Annotated in this window: 12 protein-coding genes and 1 pseudogene; 6 read left to right on the plus strand and 7 right to left on the minus strand. The window is 69.3% G+C overall.

The annotated features are described in order from the left end of the window. Positions 1-209: 209 nt before the first annotated feature. Complete coding sequence (locus ACFYQ5_RS03990) at positions 210-938, minus strand: LuxR C-terminal-related transcriptional regulator (protein WP_389192716.1); 729 nt, start codon at positions 936-938, stop codon at positions 210-212. 251 nt (positions 939-1,189) lie between these two features. On the opposite strand from ACFYQ5_RS03990, the gene ACFYQ5_RS03995 reads away from it, so the two are divergent. Both ACFYQ5_RS03995 and ACFYQ5_RS04000 read left to right on the plus strand, forming a co-directional pair. Then, positions 1,190-2,521: a hydrolytic protein gene (locus ACFYQ5_RS03995; protein WP_389192719.1), complete on the plus strand. Its 1,332-nt coding sequence runs from the start codon at positions 1,190-1,192 to the stop codon at positions 2,519-2,521. A 500-nt stretch (positions 2,522-3,021) separates the two neighbouring features. Beyond that, positions 3,022-5,265: a serine/threonine-protein kinase gene (locus ACFYQ5_RS04000; RefSeq protein WP_389192722.1), complete on the plus strand. Its 2,244-nt coding sequence runs from the start codon at positions 3,022-3,024 to the stop codon at positions 5,263-5,265. Positions 5,266-5,389: 124 nt separating this feature from the next. Here the strand turns inward: ACFYQ5_RS04000 and ACFYQ5_RS04005 are convergent, their stop codons facing one another. The 4 genes from ACFYQ5_RS04005 to ACFYQ5_RS04020 form a co-directional block, all read right to left on the minus strand. Beyond that, positions 5,390-6,238, minus strand: a complete 849-nt coding sequence (locus tag ACFYQ5_RS04005) for a rhamnogalacturonan acetylesterase (RefSeq protein ID WP_389192725.1) — start codon at positions 6,236-6,238, stop codon at positions 5,390-5,392. Between the two features lie 11 nt (positions 6,239-6,249). Continuing rightward, positions 6,250-6,561: a hypothetical protein gene (locus ACFYQ5_RS04010; protein ID WP_389192728.1), complete on the minus strand. Its 312-nt coding sequence runs from the start codon at positions 6,559-6,561 to the stop codon at positions 6,250-6,252. Between the two features lie 78 nt (positions 6,562-6,639). Next, entirely contained in the window at positions 6,640-7,440 is an 801-nt protein-coding gene (locus tag ACFYQ5_RS04015; RefSeq protein ID WP_389192731.1) for an SAM-dependent methyltransferase, read from the minus strand. Positions 7,441-7,832: 392 nt separating this feature from the next. Then, positions 7,833-8,768: a GlxA family transcriptional regulator gene (locus tag ACFYQ5_RS04020; protein WP_389192734.1), complete on the minus strand. Its 936-nt coding sequence runs from the start codon at positions 8,766-8,768 to the stop codon at positions 7,833-7,835. Positions 8,769-8,840: 72 nt separating this feature from the next. Here ACFYQ5_RS04020 and ACFYQ5_RS04025 point away from each other — a divergent pair, with 72 nt between their 5' ends. Then, positions 8,841-9,176 (plus strand): cupin domain-containing protein, encoded by a 336-nt coding sequence (locus tag ACFYQ5_RS04025; RefSeq protein ID WP_389192737.1) that lies wholly within the window; start codon positions 8,841-8,843, stop codon positions 9,174-9,176. Between the two features lie 32 nt (positions 9,177-9,208). Here ACFYQ5_RS04025 and ACFYQ5_RS04030 read toward each other — a convergent pair whose 3' ends face one another. Further along, positions 9,209-9,511: a hypothetical protein gene (locus ACFYQ5_RS04030; RefSeq protein WP_389192741.1), complete on the minus strand. Its 303-nt coding sequence runs from the start codon at positions 9,509-9,511 to the stop codon at positions 9,209-9,211. A 256-nt stretch (positions 9,512-9,767) separates the two neighbouring features. Beyond that, positions 9,768-12,131: a GH92 family glycosyl hydrolase gene (locus ACFYQ5_RS04035; RefSeq protein WP_389192743.1), complete on the minus strand. Its 2,364-nt coding sequence runs from the start codon at positions 12,129-12,131 to the stop codon at positions 9,768-9,770. Positions 12,132-12,561: 430 nt separating this feature from the next. Between ACFYQ5_RS04035 and ACFYQ5_RS04040 the strand changes: the two genes are divergently transcribed. The 3 genes and pseudogenes from ACFYQ5_RS04040 to ACFYQ5_RS04050 form a co-directional block, all read left to right on the plus strand. Further along, positions 12,562-13,251, plus strand: a complete 690-nt coding sequence (locus ACFYQ5_RS04040) for a hypothetical protein (protein ID WP_389192745.1) — start codon at positions 12,562-12,564, stop codon at positions 13,249-13,251. A gap of 308 nt (positions 13,252-13,559) precedes the next feature. After that, the gene (locus ACFYQ5_RS04045; protein ID WP_389192748.1) at positions 13,560-14,627 is read left to right on the plus strand and encodes a glycoside hydrolase family 43 protein; all 1,068 of its coding nucleotides are present in this window, start codon (positions 13,560-13,562) and stop codon (positions 14,625-14,627) included. Positions 14,628-14,648: 21 nt separating this feature from the next. Next, a pseudogene (locus tag ACFYQ5_RS04050) lies at positions 14,649-15,119 on the plus strand (VWA-like domain-containing protein); the annotation flags it as partial. Positions 15,120-15,194 lie beyond the last annotated feature (75 nt).

Below are 15,194 nucleotides of genomic sequence, written 5' to 3' on the forward strand. Positions count from 1 at the left end.
CCCAGGCGATGCCGCCAACTGCCTCGTTCTCCCGTGCCGTTCACGGCCCACCTCACTGTCCGAATGCCGCCGTCGCACATACGCCCGTCATCCTGCGTCCCGTCGGCCTTGGCGGAGCAGGTCCGACGGGACGCACCCGGGGGAAACGTCCGGTGCGCTTTCGGGCAGGGGCGGGGCGGCCTGAGGGCTGTCGGGGAGCCGCCCGAAGGTCAGATCAAACCGTTGCGCAGCGCGTAACCGACGGCGTGGGCACGATTGCGCAGCTGCAGCCGTGTGATGACCTCGTGGAGCACGTTCTTGACCGTGCGTTCGGAGAACGAGGTCTCCCGGGCGATCTCCGCGGTGTCCAGGCCGTCCGACACCAGACGCAGCATCTCCGCCTCGCGTGAGGTCAGAGTCGACAGAGACACGGCGCGCGGGTCGAGGGGCGAGCGCTGGAGACTGCCCACGTGGCTGAGCAGCTTCGCCAGCAGATCTCCGGGGAGGACGCCCTCGCCGTTGGCTATCGCCAGGACCAGGCGCAGCAGCTGGTCCTGGTCGGCCTCGGCGCGCCGCAGCACCGCCGCCACACCGGAGTCGATGGCGCGCTGCAGTGCGTCCCCGGACTCGAAGGTGCCGACCACGAGGCCGGTGCGCGTCCTGGTGTTGTGCCGTAATCGGTTGAGCAGGGCGGCCGTCTCGTTGTCCACGGAGTCCACGACGACGAGGGACACCTGCGCCTGGTCGGCGTCGGGAACGTCCTTCAAGTCGATCTCGGGCCGCTGACGCAGAGGCTGGACGACCCCGACGTGCAGAATCGGATCGGGTGCGTAGACGGCCACGGAGACGCGCTCGCGCCGGACGGGGGGAGTCGTCCAGCGTGTGGTCCGGTCAGGGGCGGGTGGCTGCTGCGGCGAGGTGGAGGAAGAGGCGGGACTGCTCACGCGAGGGCTGGGCATGGGTGTCTGTACCTGTTTCTCATGCATGGCGGGGGTGTGGGGCGGGGGTGCGGGGCGGGTTGCCCCTGCGGGAACGGTGGTGCCGCAGAGCCGATGACAGGCGCCCGTTCGGCCCGTCGCTGTCGGCACGCAGGTCAAGAAAGCTCATCGGAAGGTGAGCTGAACACAGCTCTCAGGGGCATGGCCGCTGCCCGGTGCGTTGCCCCTGTGCCTCTCGTGGAGGCCGGATGAGCCCTCGTAGCGTTGCCGCCGTGACGTCTCCAACAGCCTCCCCCAGCCCCGGCGCCCCTGGTCTCGACATCCCCGAGGTGTCGGTGACGCCCGGCGGTACCGCGTCCACCAGCCTGACCGTTCGCAACGACAGCGACATCGTCGAGGCGTACCGCCTGGAGGTCATCGGCGACTGCGCCGCATGGGCCACCGTGGAGCCGGAGCGTGTCTCCCTCTACCCGGGCACGTCGGAAACGGTGACGATCCGTCTGGACCCGCCGCGCACACCGGAGGTGACGGCCGGTGAGGTGCCCCTCGCGGTCCGGGTGCTGCCCACCGAACACCCTGAGGCGGTACGGGTCCCCGAGACCGTCGTGCGCATCGAGACGTTCCGGCAGCTGCGCACCGAGATCGCCCCTCGGCGCCGCCGTGGCTGGCTGCGCGGCCGGTACCGGCTGGCGCTGCGCAATGAGGGCAACTCCCCCGTCCAGGTGGGCTTCGAGCCCGCACAGCCGGGTGAGGAGCTCCGGTTCGCCTTCCGGCCGACGGTACGGAAGCTGGAACCGGGCGAGTCGGCTGACGTGGGACTGCGGGTGCGCACCGGGTCGCCGGTATGGTTCGGCAGCCCGATGGTCCTGCCCTTCACCGTCGCGGTCACCGAGACGGACCAGGCCGGTGAACGGCCGGAGCCCGCCGAGGCCCCGGGCGGCGACCGGGCGCCGCTGGACGCTGAGTTCGTCCAGATACCGATCTTCCCGAAGTGGCTGCTCGTCGTGCTCGCCGCGATCCTCGCACTGCTGCTCGCCTGGTTCGCCCTGGTGCGGCCCACCGTGCGCAGTGCGGCCAAGGAAGCGGCGGCGGATGCCGTCGTCCAGGCCCGGCCGACACCGGGCGGTGCCGGCGACCCCGGCCAGGAGGCCGGTGCCGGCGAACAGCCCGGTGGCGGCGGTTCGAGCGCCAAGCCGGGCACGGGCACGGGTGGGGACGGGGATGGTACGGGCACCGGCGGCGCGGGCGACCAGCAGAGCTCGGCCACCATCGACCTGCAGACAACCCAGGGGTCGGAGAAGACCGGCACGTACAAGGTGCCTGCGGGCAAGGTGTTCGAGATAACCGACATCGTCGTCGCGAACTTCCAAGGCGACGAAGGGGTGTTGACCATCGACTTCGGTGAACGCAAGATCACCACGATCGCGCTGGAGACCTTCCGCAATCAGGACTACCACTGGGTCACCCCCATCAGGATCACCGAGAACGACACGGTGACAGCCCGGGTGACCTGCGCAAAGCCGGGCACACCGGCTACGGGACGTCGTGCGCAGAACTGTCACGAAGTACTCAATGTGAGCGGCGTGCTCAACAGCATCGGCTGAACCGGGCGTCACAGCCATGGTCGGTGAGGCATGCCCAGGTGCAAAGAGGCAGCTTTTTTCGCGTCCGGAAAACAGGGCTCGATGACTTCGATCGAATGCCCACTTTGCTAATCTTTGTTCCAGTGTCATTGTCCAAATGCCCGGATCCGGTGGTGTATAGGGCCGGTCTGGCGCAGCAGAAGATCGGCCTGTTCTTTACCTATGACCGAGCTCCGGCATGTGCTGCTCGGCTCCGCCGAGAGGGGCGGACGTTCTCTGCGGGACGGCATCGGTGCTGTGGGATCCCCGACCCGCTTGCGTGCCGCGACCCGTAGCCGGACGGAGCGCTACCGTGGTACCCCATGGCACAGGGGCTGCGGATCGTGTCCTGGGAGCAGCCCTGGGCTCCCTGGCCGTCACCCGCCTTACCCCGCCGTACCGCCCTGCGGCTAGTTTGTGTGCAGGACAGGTACGCGGGCCCGTGGTGGCAGAGCTGCACGGGGGACAGGAGGTCGGGAAGAGTGTCGCTACGCGGAGGTGATCCAGCCGAGATCGGCGGCTATCCGCTTGAGGCGCGGCTCGGCTCGGGTGGCATGGGAACGGTCTTTCTGGCCCGCACGAGTTCGGGGCGACCTGTCGCGATCAAACTGATCCACCAGCAGTTCGCGGGGGACGAGGAGTTCCGCATCCGCTTCCGGCAGGAGGTGGCGGCCGCGAGGCGGGTGAGCGGCGCGTTCACCGCCGCCGTGGTCGACGCTGCCCCTGAGGCCGAGCAGCCGTGGATGGCGACGACCTATATCGAAGGGCACACGCTCGCCCAGCACATCGCCATGAAGGGCCCGCTGAACGGAGCGGAGCTGAGGATGCTCGCCATCGGGCTGGCAGAGGCGCTGCGGGACATCCACCGGGTGGGGGTCGTCCACCGTGACCTGAAGCCCTCGAACGTCGTGCTCTCACCCGACGGCCCGCGCGTCATCGACTTCGGCATTTCGCGCGCCGCGGACCAGCAGACGCTGACGATGACAGGGCGGGTCATCGGTACGCCGCCCTTCATGTCGCCGGAGCAGCTGCAGGCGCCGCGTGGTGTCGGGCCGCGATCCGATGTCTTCTCGCTGGGGACGCTGCTGGTGTACTCAGCGACGGGGCACGGGCCCTTCGACGCGGACAGCCCTTACCTGTCGGCGTATCAGGTGGTGCACGAGGAGCCGTCGCTGGGTGCCGTGCCGGCGGCTTTGCGCACGGTCGTCGAGTCGTGCCTGGACAAGGAGCCCGGGGGGCGCCCTTCGGCGGACGAACTCCTCGTGCTGCTGCGGGATCTGCCGGCCGACCTCGGTGGGACCGACGCGAACGGGGTCGGCGCGGGCCGCACCCGCGACATGAACACCCAGCATCACTTCGGGGCGCGTGCCACCCCGGCGCCGGGTTCCCCGGCCACAGCCCCGGCCGGCCCCGAAGCGGAGAGCACCGGCACCCCCGTCGGGCGCCGTCTGCGTCGCCGATGGCGTCCTGTGCTCGCGGCCGCGGTCGCGGTCGCAGCGATCGGCGGGGGAGCCGCCGCGCTGAAGGCGGGAGGCTTCGGGGGGAACAGCGGCGGCGACAAGGGCGACAGCGTCGCGTCGCCGGGTGCCGCACTTCCGGACGGCTTCGAGCCGTGGCGCAAGACCGTGCGGGGCGGCAGCGAGGACATCCCCGACGAACTGCGTTGCGTCGCGCGCGGCGACGCGTTGTTCTGCGGGGGCGGCGGTGTCGTCGCGACCCGTATCAGGGTCCTGGACGGCTCACGGGTGTGGACCGCGAAGAGCCCTGGCGTCCCCGTCCAGGGCATGCACCTGGTGGGCGCCACCGACGACACGGTGCTCGGTTACCGCTTCGCCGTCCAGGACGCCCCGCAGGGCCCTCCCAAGGAGGTGGTGGCCATCGACGCGGACAACGGCCGGGAGCTGTGGTCCGTGCCGTCCGGCGCCCAGTCGACGGCGGTCACGGGTCGGACTCAGGACGCCGTTGTGGTCGGCTCCGCCGTCGTGACGGTCGACGTTTCCAACTCCCGCTTCGAGGCCCGGGACGCGCACAGCGGTGAGGTCACCTGGACGACGTCGTTCCCCGCGGGTACGCAGTGCGCTCCCGTCCCGGCGGGCCCACAGCTCTTCGCGATGTGCGCGACGGATGCGGAGGTGGAGACCTCAGAGGTGCGCCACCCCACCCTGTACACGGTCGACCGCGCCTCGGGGACACTGGGCAGGCCCATCGCGGTCGACGGCCCCGCCGTGCCGATGGGCGTCGCCGACGGCAGGCTCGTACTCCTTCAGGAGCACATGGAGGGAACGGCGCTGACCGGCTACGACGGGGTGGCGCGGGTCGACCCGGCCTCGCGGAAGGTCACGTACTCCCGACTGGCCACCACGTACGAGGGGACGCCCGGCATGGCGGACGGCACCGTCTACGTGAGCGGGCAGACCGGTCTCCTCACAGCGCTCGACCCCGCGACCGGCAGGAAGAAGTGGTCGCGGCAGACGAGCGTGGAGGGCGCGTCGGGTCCCGTCGCGGGAGCTGACGCGCTGTACTTCAGCTCGGCCACCGGCCGGGTGGTCGCACTGTCGCCGCACGACGGCGAAACCCTGTGGACGACAGACCCGCAGGCCGATGGTATGACGGGCGAGCAGGGCGCAAGCCCGCGCGTGACCCTTGCGGGGCGTGTGGTGATCGTGGCCGCGGCCGACAACACTCTCTTCGCCTTCGACGCGCAGAAGCCGCCGAAGTCCGGCTGACGATCACGGGAGCGGCGGGAGCGGCGGTCGGCGACCGGCCTGCTGCCGGCCTCACCGGGGCAGAGAGTTCGCCCCGGTGACGCCGGCGTTCTGACGCAGGTGCGGCAGGCGCACCGCGAGTGCTTCAGCCCGCTGCCGCGGGCACCACCTCACCCGAGAGCGGCAGCCCCAGCCGCGCCACGGCCCGGGAGACGAGGCGGGCCATCTCGACGGCGCCCCGCTCCTGGAAGTGGGTGTTGTCCTGGACGCCGTTGGGAAAGTTCGGGTACTGCCCTGCGTCCAGCCACAGGAAGATCCCCTTGGACGCCTCCACCCCGATCCCGTCGAGGTAGGCCCGGCTGGCCCCCGAGAGATCGACCAGTGCCGCACCCTCCTCCTGCGCCACCGCCTTCGCGGCGTCCACGTACGCGGGGAACGAGACGTTGAACTTCCCGGTCGACGCGTTGTAGGAGCGCCGCGACACCGGCGTCACCACGACCGGTGTAGCGCCCAGCGCCCGGGTCGCGCGGATGTAGTCGTTGCGCAGGTACTCCTTGTAGTCGGCAGGCGGCGTGTACCGCTCGGGATTGGTGACGGTGGCGTCGTTGTGCCCGAACTGCACGAAGAGGTAGTCACCGGGCTTGATCACGTCGTGGATCGCGGCCAGCCGCCCCTGCTGGATGAACGACCGCGAACTGCGCCCGCCGATGGCTCGGTTGGCGACGGTGATGTTCGAGGTGAAGTACGAGGACAGCTTCTGACCCCACCCGGCCTCCGGGTAGTAGCCCGAGCTGTACGTCTGCGCGGTGGAGTCACTCGCGATGTACACGGTGCCGGTCGCCGCCGCGCCCCTGCCGGTGGTTGCGGAGGAGACGGCAGCGGAGGCGGTGTGGGGAACGCCCAGGGCACCCGCCGCGCCGGCACCGAGCGCGCCCGCGGCGCCGAGGAGGAAGCGTCTGCGGCTGGTGCCGCTGACCATGGCTTCAGGGCTCATCTGAACCTTCTCTACGAGTTCGTTGAGGAATCGTCGGAGTTCAGTGGCAGCCGCCACGGAAAAGGTTGCCGGGGACCGGGCAAGGGGGAGCCGGGGCACGGACGGCGCCAGAGGTCGCGGAGCGTCCACGTGTGGAACTTCGCGATCTGCGTGGCAGCGCCCGCCTTCATGAGGAGGCAGCACCGGCCGGTCGGCGTCCAGTCGTAGAAGTCGGCGAGGCCGAAAATGTGGCCGACTTCGTGCCGGTGGATGTGGATGTTCTCCTGATCCACCGCGTCGGACTCCCGTCGGACGCAGCAGTCGATGCCTCCGTTGTCGGCCATGACCTGGTCCCAGCCGCAGTCGCGGAAACCGTAGGGGTCCGGGTAGGCCGACTCAACGGGTCACCAGGTGTGCCCCTCTCAAAGCTTACGGGCCACCGCGCCGTACATGGCGATGGCCCGGTCATCGACACCGTCCTGTTCGCGGTCGGGCCGCCACTTGTGGACCTGGGTGACCCCGGGCTCGACCAGTTCCATCCCGTCGAAGAACGAGGAAGCTGTCGGCAGATCGCGGAGCACCATCGGCATCCCCTGCCGGTTGTACTCCTCCGACACCCGACCGACCTCCTCGGGCGCGAAGTCCCCGGTGCCGATCGTCATCGCCAGGTAGCTGCCCGAGGGCAACGGATCCAGCAGCCGCCGCACCAGACGCCGGTCGTCCGGGGGAATGAGGAAGTGGAGAACCCCGATGATCATCAGGCCGACCGGCTCGTCCAGGTCGATCAACGACTGGAACTGCGGGCTCTCCAGAATCGCATCGGGATCGTGCATGTCGGCGTCGACGTAGGCAGTGGCGCCTTCCGCGGAACCCTGCAGGAGGGCGCGGGCGTGGGCGAGGACGATGGGATCGTTGTCGACATAGATCACGCGCGACTCCGGCGCCACCTCCTGCACCAACTCGTGCAGATTCGGGGCAGTAGGCAGGCCGGTTCCGATGTCGAGGAACTGGCGGATGCCCCGATCCCGGGCAAGGTAGCGGCCGGTCCGGTGCATGAACCGCCGGTTCTCCTTCATGTGCACCGGGAGCGCGGGCCAGTGCCGGCACATCGCGTCACCCGCCTCGGCATCAACCGGATAGTGGTCCTTGCCGCCCAGGATGTAGTCGTACACGCGCGCGGAGTGAGCCGTCGAGGTATCTATCCGCTCGTGTGAACCAGTCATGCCGCTCCGCTCATCGTCTTCGATCGTGCTCTCAAACCGTAACCCGTCCGACTCCGGTGCTCGACAACCGGCGGCGTGCCGACCGGAACGACGGTTCCATGGGCACGGCAGGACCGAAGGCCTCCCTGCCGTGCCCCAGTTGACCGGCGTCAACGCGGGGCGCCCCGCCGACCCGCGTCCGTACGCGGTGGTGAACTCCGTCCAGCGTGGTCCGGATCGTCGCCAAAGCCCGTCTTCCACGGCCGGGGCGGGGAAATGAGCCGGGGGCACCCGCCGGCTCGGCCAACATGCCCCGGCACGCAGCGAGTTCATCTGCCCTTATACCGTCAGGAAACCACCGCGCTCACTTGCCCAGATGCGTGACACAGCCCCACCAGGGCCTGTCCGCCAGATCACGGGGCCCGGAAAGCTCGCCGGTAGGCGCCCGGGGTCGTGCCTGTCCGGGCGCGGAAGCGGCGGCGCAGGTTGACCGCGGAGGAGAGGCCGACGCGGGCCGCGATCGCCTCGACCGGCACATCCGTATCCTCCAGCAGGGTGCGTGCCGCGGCCACCCGCCGGGAGAGCAGCCATGCACCCGGACTCGTACCGAGCTGGTCGGCGAAGCGTCGGGCGAGGGTGCGGGGCGAGACACCGAGGTGCGAGGCCAGGCCGTCCACCGACAACGGTGTCCCGAGACGCTCGTCGGCCCACTGGAGCAGGCCGTTGAGCGCGTCCCCGGGGAGTGGAGGCGACACAGACTGCACCTGACCGCTTTCGCGATGCGGCGGCAGCACCATGTGCCGCGCGAGCAGGGCGGCGTACGCGGCCCCGTGGTCCTGTCGGACCAGGTGCAGGCACAGATCGAACCCCGCGCCTGCGCCGGCACTGGTAGCGACGTCACCGTGATCCACGTAGAGCCTGTCCGGCTCCACGCGCACGCGGGGGAACTCGTGCCGCAACTGCCCGGCGCTCGCCCAGTGCGTGGTGGCCGAGCGACCGTCCAGCAGCCCCGTGCGCGCCAGCGCGAACACCCCGGAACAGATCGTGACCAGCCGCGCCCCACGCGTGTGCGCCCGCAACAGCGCCCGGCGCACGGGATCGGAGAGCGGCTCCTCCAGTGGCAGCCAGCCCGGGATGATCACGGTGTCCGCGGCCTCGAGCGCCGACAGACCCTGCGACACGGACATCGCGTACCCGCCTGTGGTCGGCACGGGGCCGGGCGTCTCGGTACACACCTCGAATGCGTAGTGCTGCGGCACCCCTGACCGCTTCGTGCCGAAGACCTCGACGGCGCAGCCGAGTTCGAACGTTGACTGGACCGGACGCACCAGGGCCATCACGCGATGCATGGCACGAAAGTACCCCACGGTGTCATCACAGACTCTGTTCCGCCGCAGCCCGCGCACGGCACTGTTGCAGGCATGTACCCAGAGATACTCGCGCAGGAGGGCTACACCTCCGCCTCTGTCGACGAATCCCCGGTCCGTGAGCTGTTCCCCGGGATAAGGCTGCGTCCCCTGTGGCGGGGGCCGACCGCCGCGCACGCCGACGTGCTGGAGATGGAGGCGGGCGCGTCCTGGCCGCGCCGTGACGTCCATGAACCCGGCTCGGAGGAGGTCTACGTGGTTGCCGGCACCTTCAACGACGGAGCACGCGACTACCCCGCCGGCACGTTCCTGCACGCCCCGGCCGGGTCGTGGCACGTGCCCTCGACCACCACCGGCTGCACGCTGTTCCTCTTCTACCCGGAGGGCTAGGTGTACGAGGTTGGACTGGTGGGCACACGTATTCAACCGTCGCGTAGTCGTCCACCGCAGCCTCGAACGGTGACTTCGGGTGACGAGGCCAGGGAGGCATGTCCCGAGCGGAGACGCCTCCGCTCGGCCCGCCCAAGCCGGAAGAGCAGCCAGAACCCCGAGGTGCGGGACTTCATCCAGGACCACCCCGAGAGGAATCCCGGCTGGTGGGCAGCCAGTTCCAGCAACCGCTCGCCGGTCTCCCCGTAGCCGCTGTCGCCAACGGTCCGCACGGCGGTGAACACCGCGGCGTAGTCGGGCGGGGCGGGCAGTGACGCGGGCGTACGTTCGGCCACGGAGGTCCTCCGACGACGGCACCGGCAGTGTCGCCTCGCACCATCTCGCGCATCACCTGACCTCACAACCGGCTGTCCGGTCACCGACCCACATCCCCGGCCGGCCCAAGGCAGCCGAGCTCCCACGCTCCGGCCTCGGTGGAAGCCGAGCCGCTGCTGACCCGTGCCGGGGTGATGTCGGGTGGGAGGTGAAATGCGCCTTTCCGAGGATTCCACATGTGGGCCCTCACTTTCGGGAGGGCCCACACCCCACATCTCAGCCCTGGGCGGCCATGGCAGGTGGGGCGGTGTTGACACCCCAGTTCGTCGGCCTGTCGGAGAGCTCGATCCTGATCGTGCCGGAGCGGAGCAGGTCCTTGTGGGCGAGCCAGCTCTGGCGCAGCTTGCCCTTGTTCGTGCCCACGGAGGACACGTACTGGAGCTTCGACGCGTCAGCGCCCGGCGCCTCGATGCTGATCTTGCGGCCGTGCTCGGGCCGGATCTCGACCTTCTCGAACATGGGTGCGCTGACTATGTAGTTGGCGGAGCCGGGCTGGGCCTCGAAGATGCCGGCCATGGCGAAGACGAGCAGCGACGAGGTGGCGCCGAGGTCGTCGTTGCCGGGCATGCCGTAGGCGTCGTCGGTGAAGAGCGTCCGCATCGCGCGCAGTACGGCTGAGGTCTTCCACGGTGTGCCGGTCCACGTGTACATCCACGGCGCGTGGAAGTCGGGCTCGTTGTTGGGGTTGAAGGAGAAGTTGTTGTGGTAGTCGTACGCGCCGGTCACCCACGACTCCGAGGCGGCCTTCGCGGGGTCACTGAGCACGGTCGGCATGTCGAAGAACGTGTCGAGCCTCTGCTCGGCCTTCGCCTGGCCGCCCATGAGACCGAAGAGGGCGTGGGGATCCTGCTGGGCGAGCCACTGGTACTGCCATGCGGTGCCTTCGTGGAACGCGCCGCTCAGGGTGGGGTCGGGGTCGCCGGCGACGGTGCCGTCCGCGTTCTTCGTGACGGGGAACCCTGAGAAGCCCTGCGAGGTGACGTCGGTGTCCCAGAGCTTGGCGAAGTTGCCGCAGCGCGGGGCGAGCGTCGCGGCCTTGTCCTTGTAACCGAGGCCGTCGGCCATCGTGGAGAGCGCGCAGTCGGCGAGCGAGTACTCGAGGGTGGCCGAGCCCGCCTGGCGGCTGTCGCCGTAGGTGTAACCGGGCAGGTCCTGGTAACCGACCCAGCCGTTCTCGACATACGTCGGGTTGCCGTCACGGCCGCGGAAGAGCGACTGGTCCGAGGGGACTTCGTTGACGTTCTTCCAGAGTGCGTCGAAGAGCTGACGCGCGGTGTGGTCGTCGAGCAGGCCGCGGTTGTAGATGTCGACGATCCACGGGGTGACGGGGTCGCCGCTCATCACGTTGGTCTCGCCGTTGCCGAGTCCCCAGCGAGGCACCCAGCCGCCGTCCTGGTGGATGCGGAGTACGGACTTGGCCATGTCCGCGGCCTTGTCCGGGTTCAGCAGTGCCACCAGCTGGTTCTGCGAGCGGTAGGTGTCCCAGAGCGAGAACATCTGGTAGTAGGTGGAATCGGCGCGGTGCACCTTGTCGTCGAAGCCGCGGTAACGGTTGTCGACGTCGGACCCGATCGACGGGTGCAGCAGCGAGCGGTAGAGCGCGCTGTAGTACGTGCGCTGGTCGGCGATGCTGCCGCCGGCCACGCGCATGCGGTTCAGCTCGTCCTCCCAGTCGTCGTGCGCGCCGGTGCGGGCCTCGTCGAACGACCGCGGCTGCTCGGCCTTGCGGTTGAGGCGCGCACCGTCGACCGAGGTGTAGGACAGGCCCACCGAAGTGCCGACCTGGTCGCCCTCGGCCGGGTCGAACGTCAGCCAGGCGCCGGCCCGCTTGGTGCCGCGCGACGCTTCGCGCTGGTCCGGGGTGAGGGTGCCGTCGGACCAGGTGCCGAACTTCGAGAACGTCCGGTCGAACTTGGCGCTGAAGAAGATCCGGTAGCGCTCCTTACCGGTCTCGCCGCAGAAGTTGCCTCCCTGGAGCCAGCCTTCCACGGTGTCGTTTCCGACCACCTTGATGTCGCCGGCATAGGTGCTGCCGTTGCTCTCGCCGGTCTCGATGAGGATGTTCTCCGAGTCCGATCCGGCCGGGAAGGTGTAACGGTGCTGGCCGGTGCGCTCCGTCGCGGCGAGTTCGGCCTGGATGCCGTTGTCGAACTTCACCCCGTAGTGGCCCGGCGCGCGGGTCTCGTTGTCGTGGCTGAACTTCGCGCCGTACTGCGCCGGGTCGGACGACGTGACCGCACCGGTGGTCGGCATGAACCGGAAGTTGCCCATCGTCTGACAGCCGACGCCCGACAGGTGGGTGTGGCTGAAGCCGAGGATGGTGTCCTGCGCGTAGTCGTAGGACGCGTACTTGTTCAGCTGCGTGTCGGGGCTCAGCTGAACCATTCCGAACGGGGCGGTCGCGCCGGGGAAGGTGGTCCCGTCACCGTTGTTGCCGATCGACGTGTCGACGAGCGTGGTGGGGTCATCGGCGAACTTCGGTCCTCGGTCCCTGGTGTCGGCGACACCGGAGGTGGCGGAAGCCGTGGCCACGGTGGTGATGATCAACAAGGTCGTGAACGCGCGCTTCAACGCTCTCATCGCGATCCTCTCGTAAGACAACGTTGTCAATTTCGAGCTCGACGATCCTTTCCCTTCGGTCGCTGTCGCGTCAACCCACTGTTGCCCACGTACGGTCAGACCTCGTGAACGTTCGGTGGAGCCGCTTCCTCGTCGTGGAGCGCCGGACGGCATGGGGTGATGCATCCGGACCAGCCGCTGTCGCGTGAGGGGCAGCGGCGCCGCCCTGACTTTGCGGCAGAGGTCGTTCACCTCACGGCTGATCGCCTTGGAGTGCTGGACGGTCAGCCGGCCGTGCTCCATGAGCCAGACCCGGTCCGCGTCGACCGAGCGCGACGGCACCGACATCCGGGTCTTCCCACGCGCAAGCAGGCCCCTGCCTCCTTGAGTTTCACACTCTCCAAGTATCTTGACCATTGAAATATTTTGGGTGGTACGAGGGGAGTGTGCAGTGTTCTCGCTGGTCTTCGCGGTGCTCGCGGCCGCGCAGTTGGGCTTGGCCGTGGCCGCAGGGCGTCACTGGCGAGCGTCGCCTGGCCTGTTGGCCGCCGTGCCGACCTTGGTGTGCTTCGCCCTGGTCTGGGACAACGGGGTGATCGCCATGGGGGGCCTGGTGGGAGCCGGGCCCCTGCTGCAGGCGATGAGCGTCCCCCGTTTCGTGCTGCACGCGCTGCTGACGCCCCTTCTGGTGCTCTGGTCGCTGTCGGCGGCGGACCGCGCGGGGCTGCTTCGGGCGCGGAGGAGGCTCGTACGAGGCGCGGCCGCCGGTCTTGCGGTCCTCCTGGTGGCGGCGGGTGCACTCCACGACATCCTCGGTCTGTCGCTGCGTGCGGAGCGGTGGGCGGACACCCTGCGGTACGTCAACGATGCCGCGTCACCGACGGGCCCGCTGCCGGCCGTCATCACCGGACTGGTGGTTCTCGCCGCCGGGATCGTGTTGTGGCGTCACACCGGGTTTCCTTGGCTCGCCCTCACAGCTGCCGTGATGGTGGTGGTCTCCGGGGCTGCCGCCCAGGTGCCCGTGCTCGGCAATGCCGGGGAGGTCGTCCTCGGTGCCGGGCTGCTGCTGACCGTCCGCGGGTTGCGGCCCCAGCGGGACCGGTGCGTGGGCGCCGTCCCGCCGAGGGCCGGTGCGCACTGAGCGGGCAGTGGTGTCGCCGTGAGAACGCTTGCCTCGCCGCCGGCAGGGTGAATGTCGCCTGGTGTGGCACCAGTCCAGCCCTTTGTGTGCTCGTCGGATCCTCAGGGTCCCTGCGGCAGTCGTCACCCGTTTCGACGTGTCACCCGTTTCGGTGCAGTCGAAGGAGAAGGGTGGACGCCCTGCTGGTGAGGTGCCACGCGGCATATTGACATGTTCAGGACCAGTCGGGATGCTGTGGGAGCGCTCTTCCATCGATGTAAATCCCCCCGGCTCGGCGTCGCAGCGGAGGCCAACCATGGAACGGGACTATGAATCTCTCTCGTCTTCTTTCCGGCGCCGCCGCCGTTGCGCTGTCCGGCGTCCTCGCTGCCGTCATGTCCCTGTCGTCCGCCGGGCACGCTCAGGCGGAACAGACCATCAGAGCCGCGGACCCGAGCGTGATCCGGGTCGGCAGCACCTACGTATCGGTGCAGTCGACCGGTGGGGGCATTGCCGTGCGGCAGGCCTCTTCGACAGCCGCGCTGGCGTCGGCGCCCGCCCGGCAGGTGTGGTCGGACACGGCCGGCCGCGGTGAGGTCTGGGCTCCGGAGATCGTGAAGGACGGCGGCCGCTACTACATCTACTTCTCGGCCGGCCGCGGGTCGGCCCACCGGATGTACGTCATCAGCTCGGCAGGCCCGGACAGCGGGTACACCGGCGAGAGCCAACTGGCCCTGCCGGACGACAAGTGGGCCATCGACGGAACCCTGTTCACCTTCAACGGCCAGCGCTGGTTCGTCTGGTCCGGCTGGGCCGGTGACACCAATGTGGAGCAGAACCTCTACATCGCGCGGATGAGCAGTCCCACCACCCCCACCGGTGCGCGGTACGTCATCTCGCAGCCGCGGGAGAGCTGGGAACGAGTGGTCGGCAACCCGTTCATCAACGAGAGCCCCGAGGCCATCAAGGACCCGAACGGGCAGCTGCACATCGCGTACTCCGCCAACGGCAGCTGGAGCGACCAGTACTGCCTGGCCGACCTGCGGCTGCGGGCCGGCGGCGACCCGACGTACGTCTGGGACTGGTACAAGTCGAACGGCTGCCTGTTCGGCTCCAACCGCGCGACGATGATGTCCGGCTGGGACCCGACGCTGTACGTCAACGGCCCTGGCCACCACAGCTTCGTCCTGCTCGACGGCGACATCGGCACCAGCCCGCCCGCCGGCCCCAGGTTTCCCCTGATGTTCCACGCGGTTCCGAAGGGAACGCCGTACACGTGGGAGAACCGGTACTGGTACACCGGTTCGTTCTCCTGGTGGGGCAACACCACCTACAGCCGCGCCAACGTTCCCGGCCCGGCCGCCGACACGGGCTGGAGCCTCAAGTTCTTCGAGTAGGGCGGCAGACGCTGTCGAGTCGCGGGCCCCGCCCGGCGGCAGGAGTCGACCCCGGACATTCCGCGCGCCGGCCGGTACTTCCCTCCCGAGGAGACTGCCCGCTGCACGTTCGGAGTCGTACTCGACACCTCCGGCTCGATGAGCAGCTCCCTGCTCGGCAAGGCCCTCGGGGCGATCGCCTCGTACGCGGAGGCACGCGACGTACCGGCGGCGCGTGTGGTGTTCTGCGAAGCTGCGCCGTACGACGCGGGATACCTGCCGCCGGCCGAGATCGCGGGCCGGTTGCGGGTGCGCGGCCGTGGCGGTACCGAACTCCAGCCGGGCATGGAGCTGTTGCGGAGGGCCGACGACTTCCCGGCAGAGGCGCCGGTGCTGATCATCACCGACGGCTGGTGCGACACGCTGCGGATCCGGCGCGAGCACGCCTTCCTGATCCCGCAGGGTGCGACTCTGCCGTTCACACCGCGCGGCCCGGTGTTCCGGTTGAGCTGAGGCCGGAGTCCCGTGTGGGGGCCCGAACGCGAACCCGTACACCGAGGCTCTCGCTCGGGAGTGCGTCCGTCCGAG

The sequence above is a fragment of the Streptomyces sp. NPDC005794 genome, from assembly GCF_042871445.1.
GTDB lineage: Bacteria > Actinomycetota > Actinomycetes > Streptomycetales > Streptomycetaceae > Streptomyces.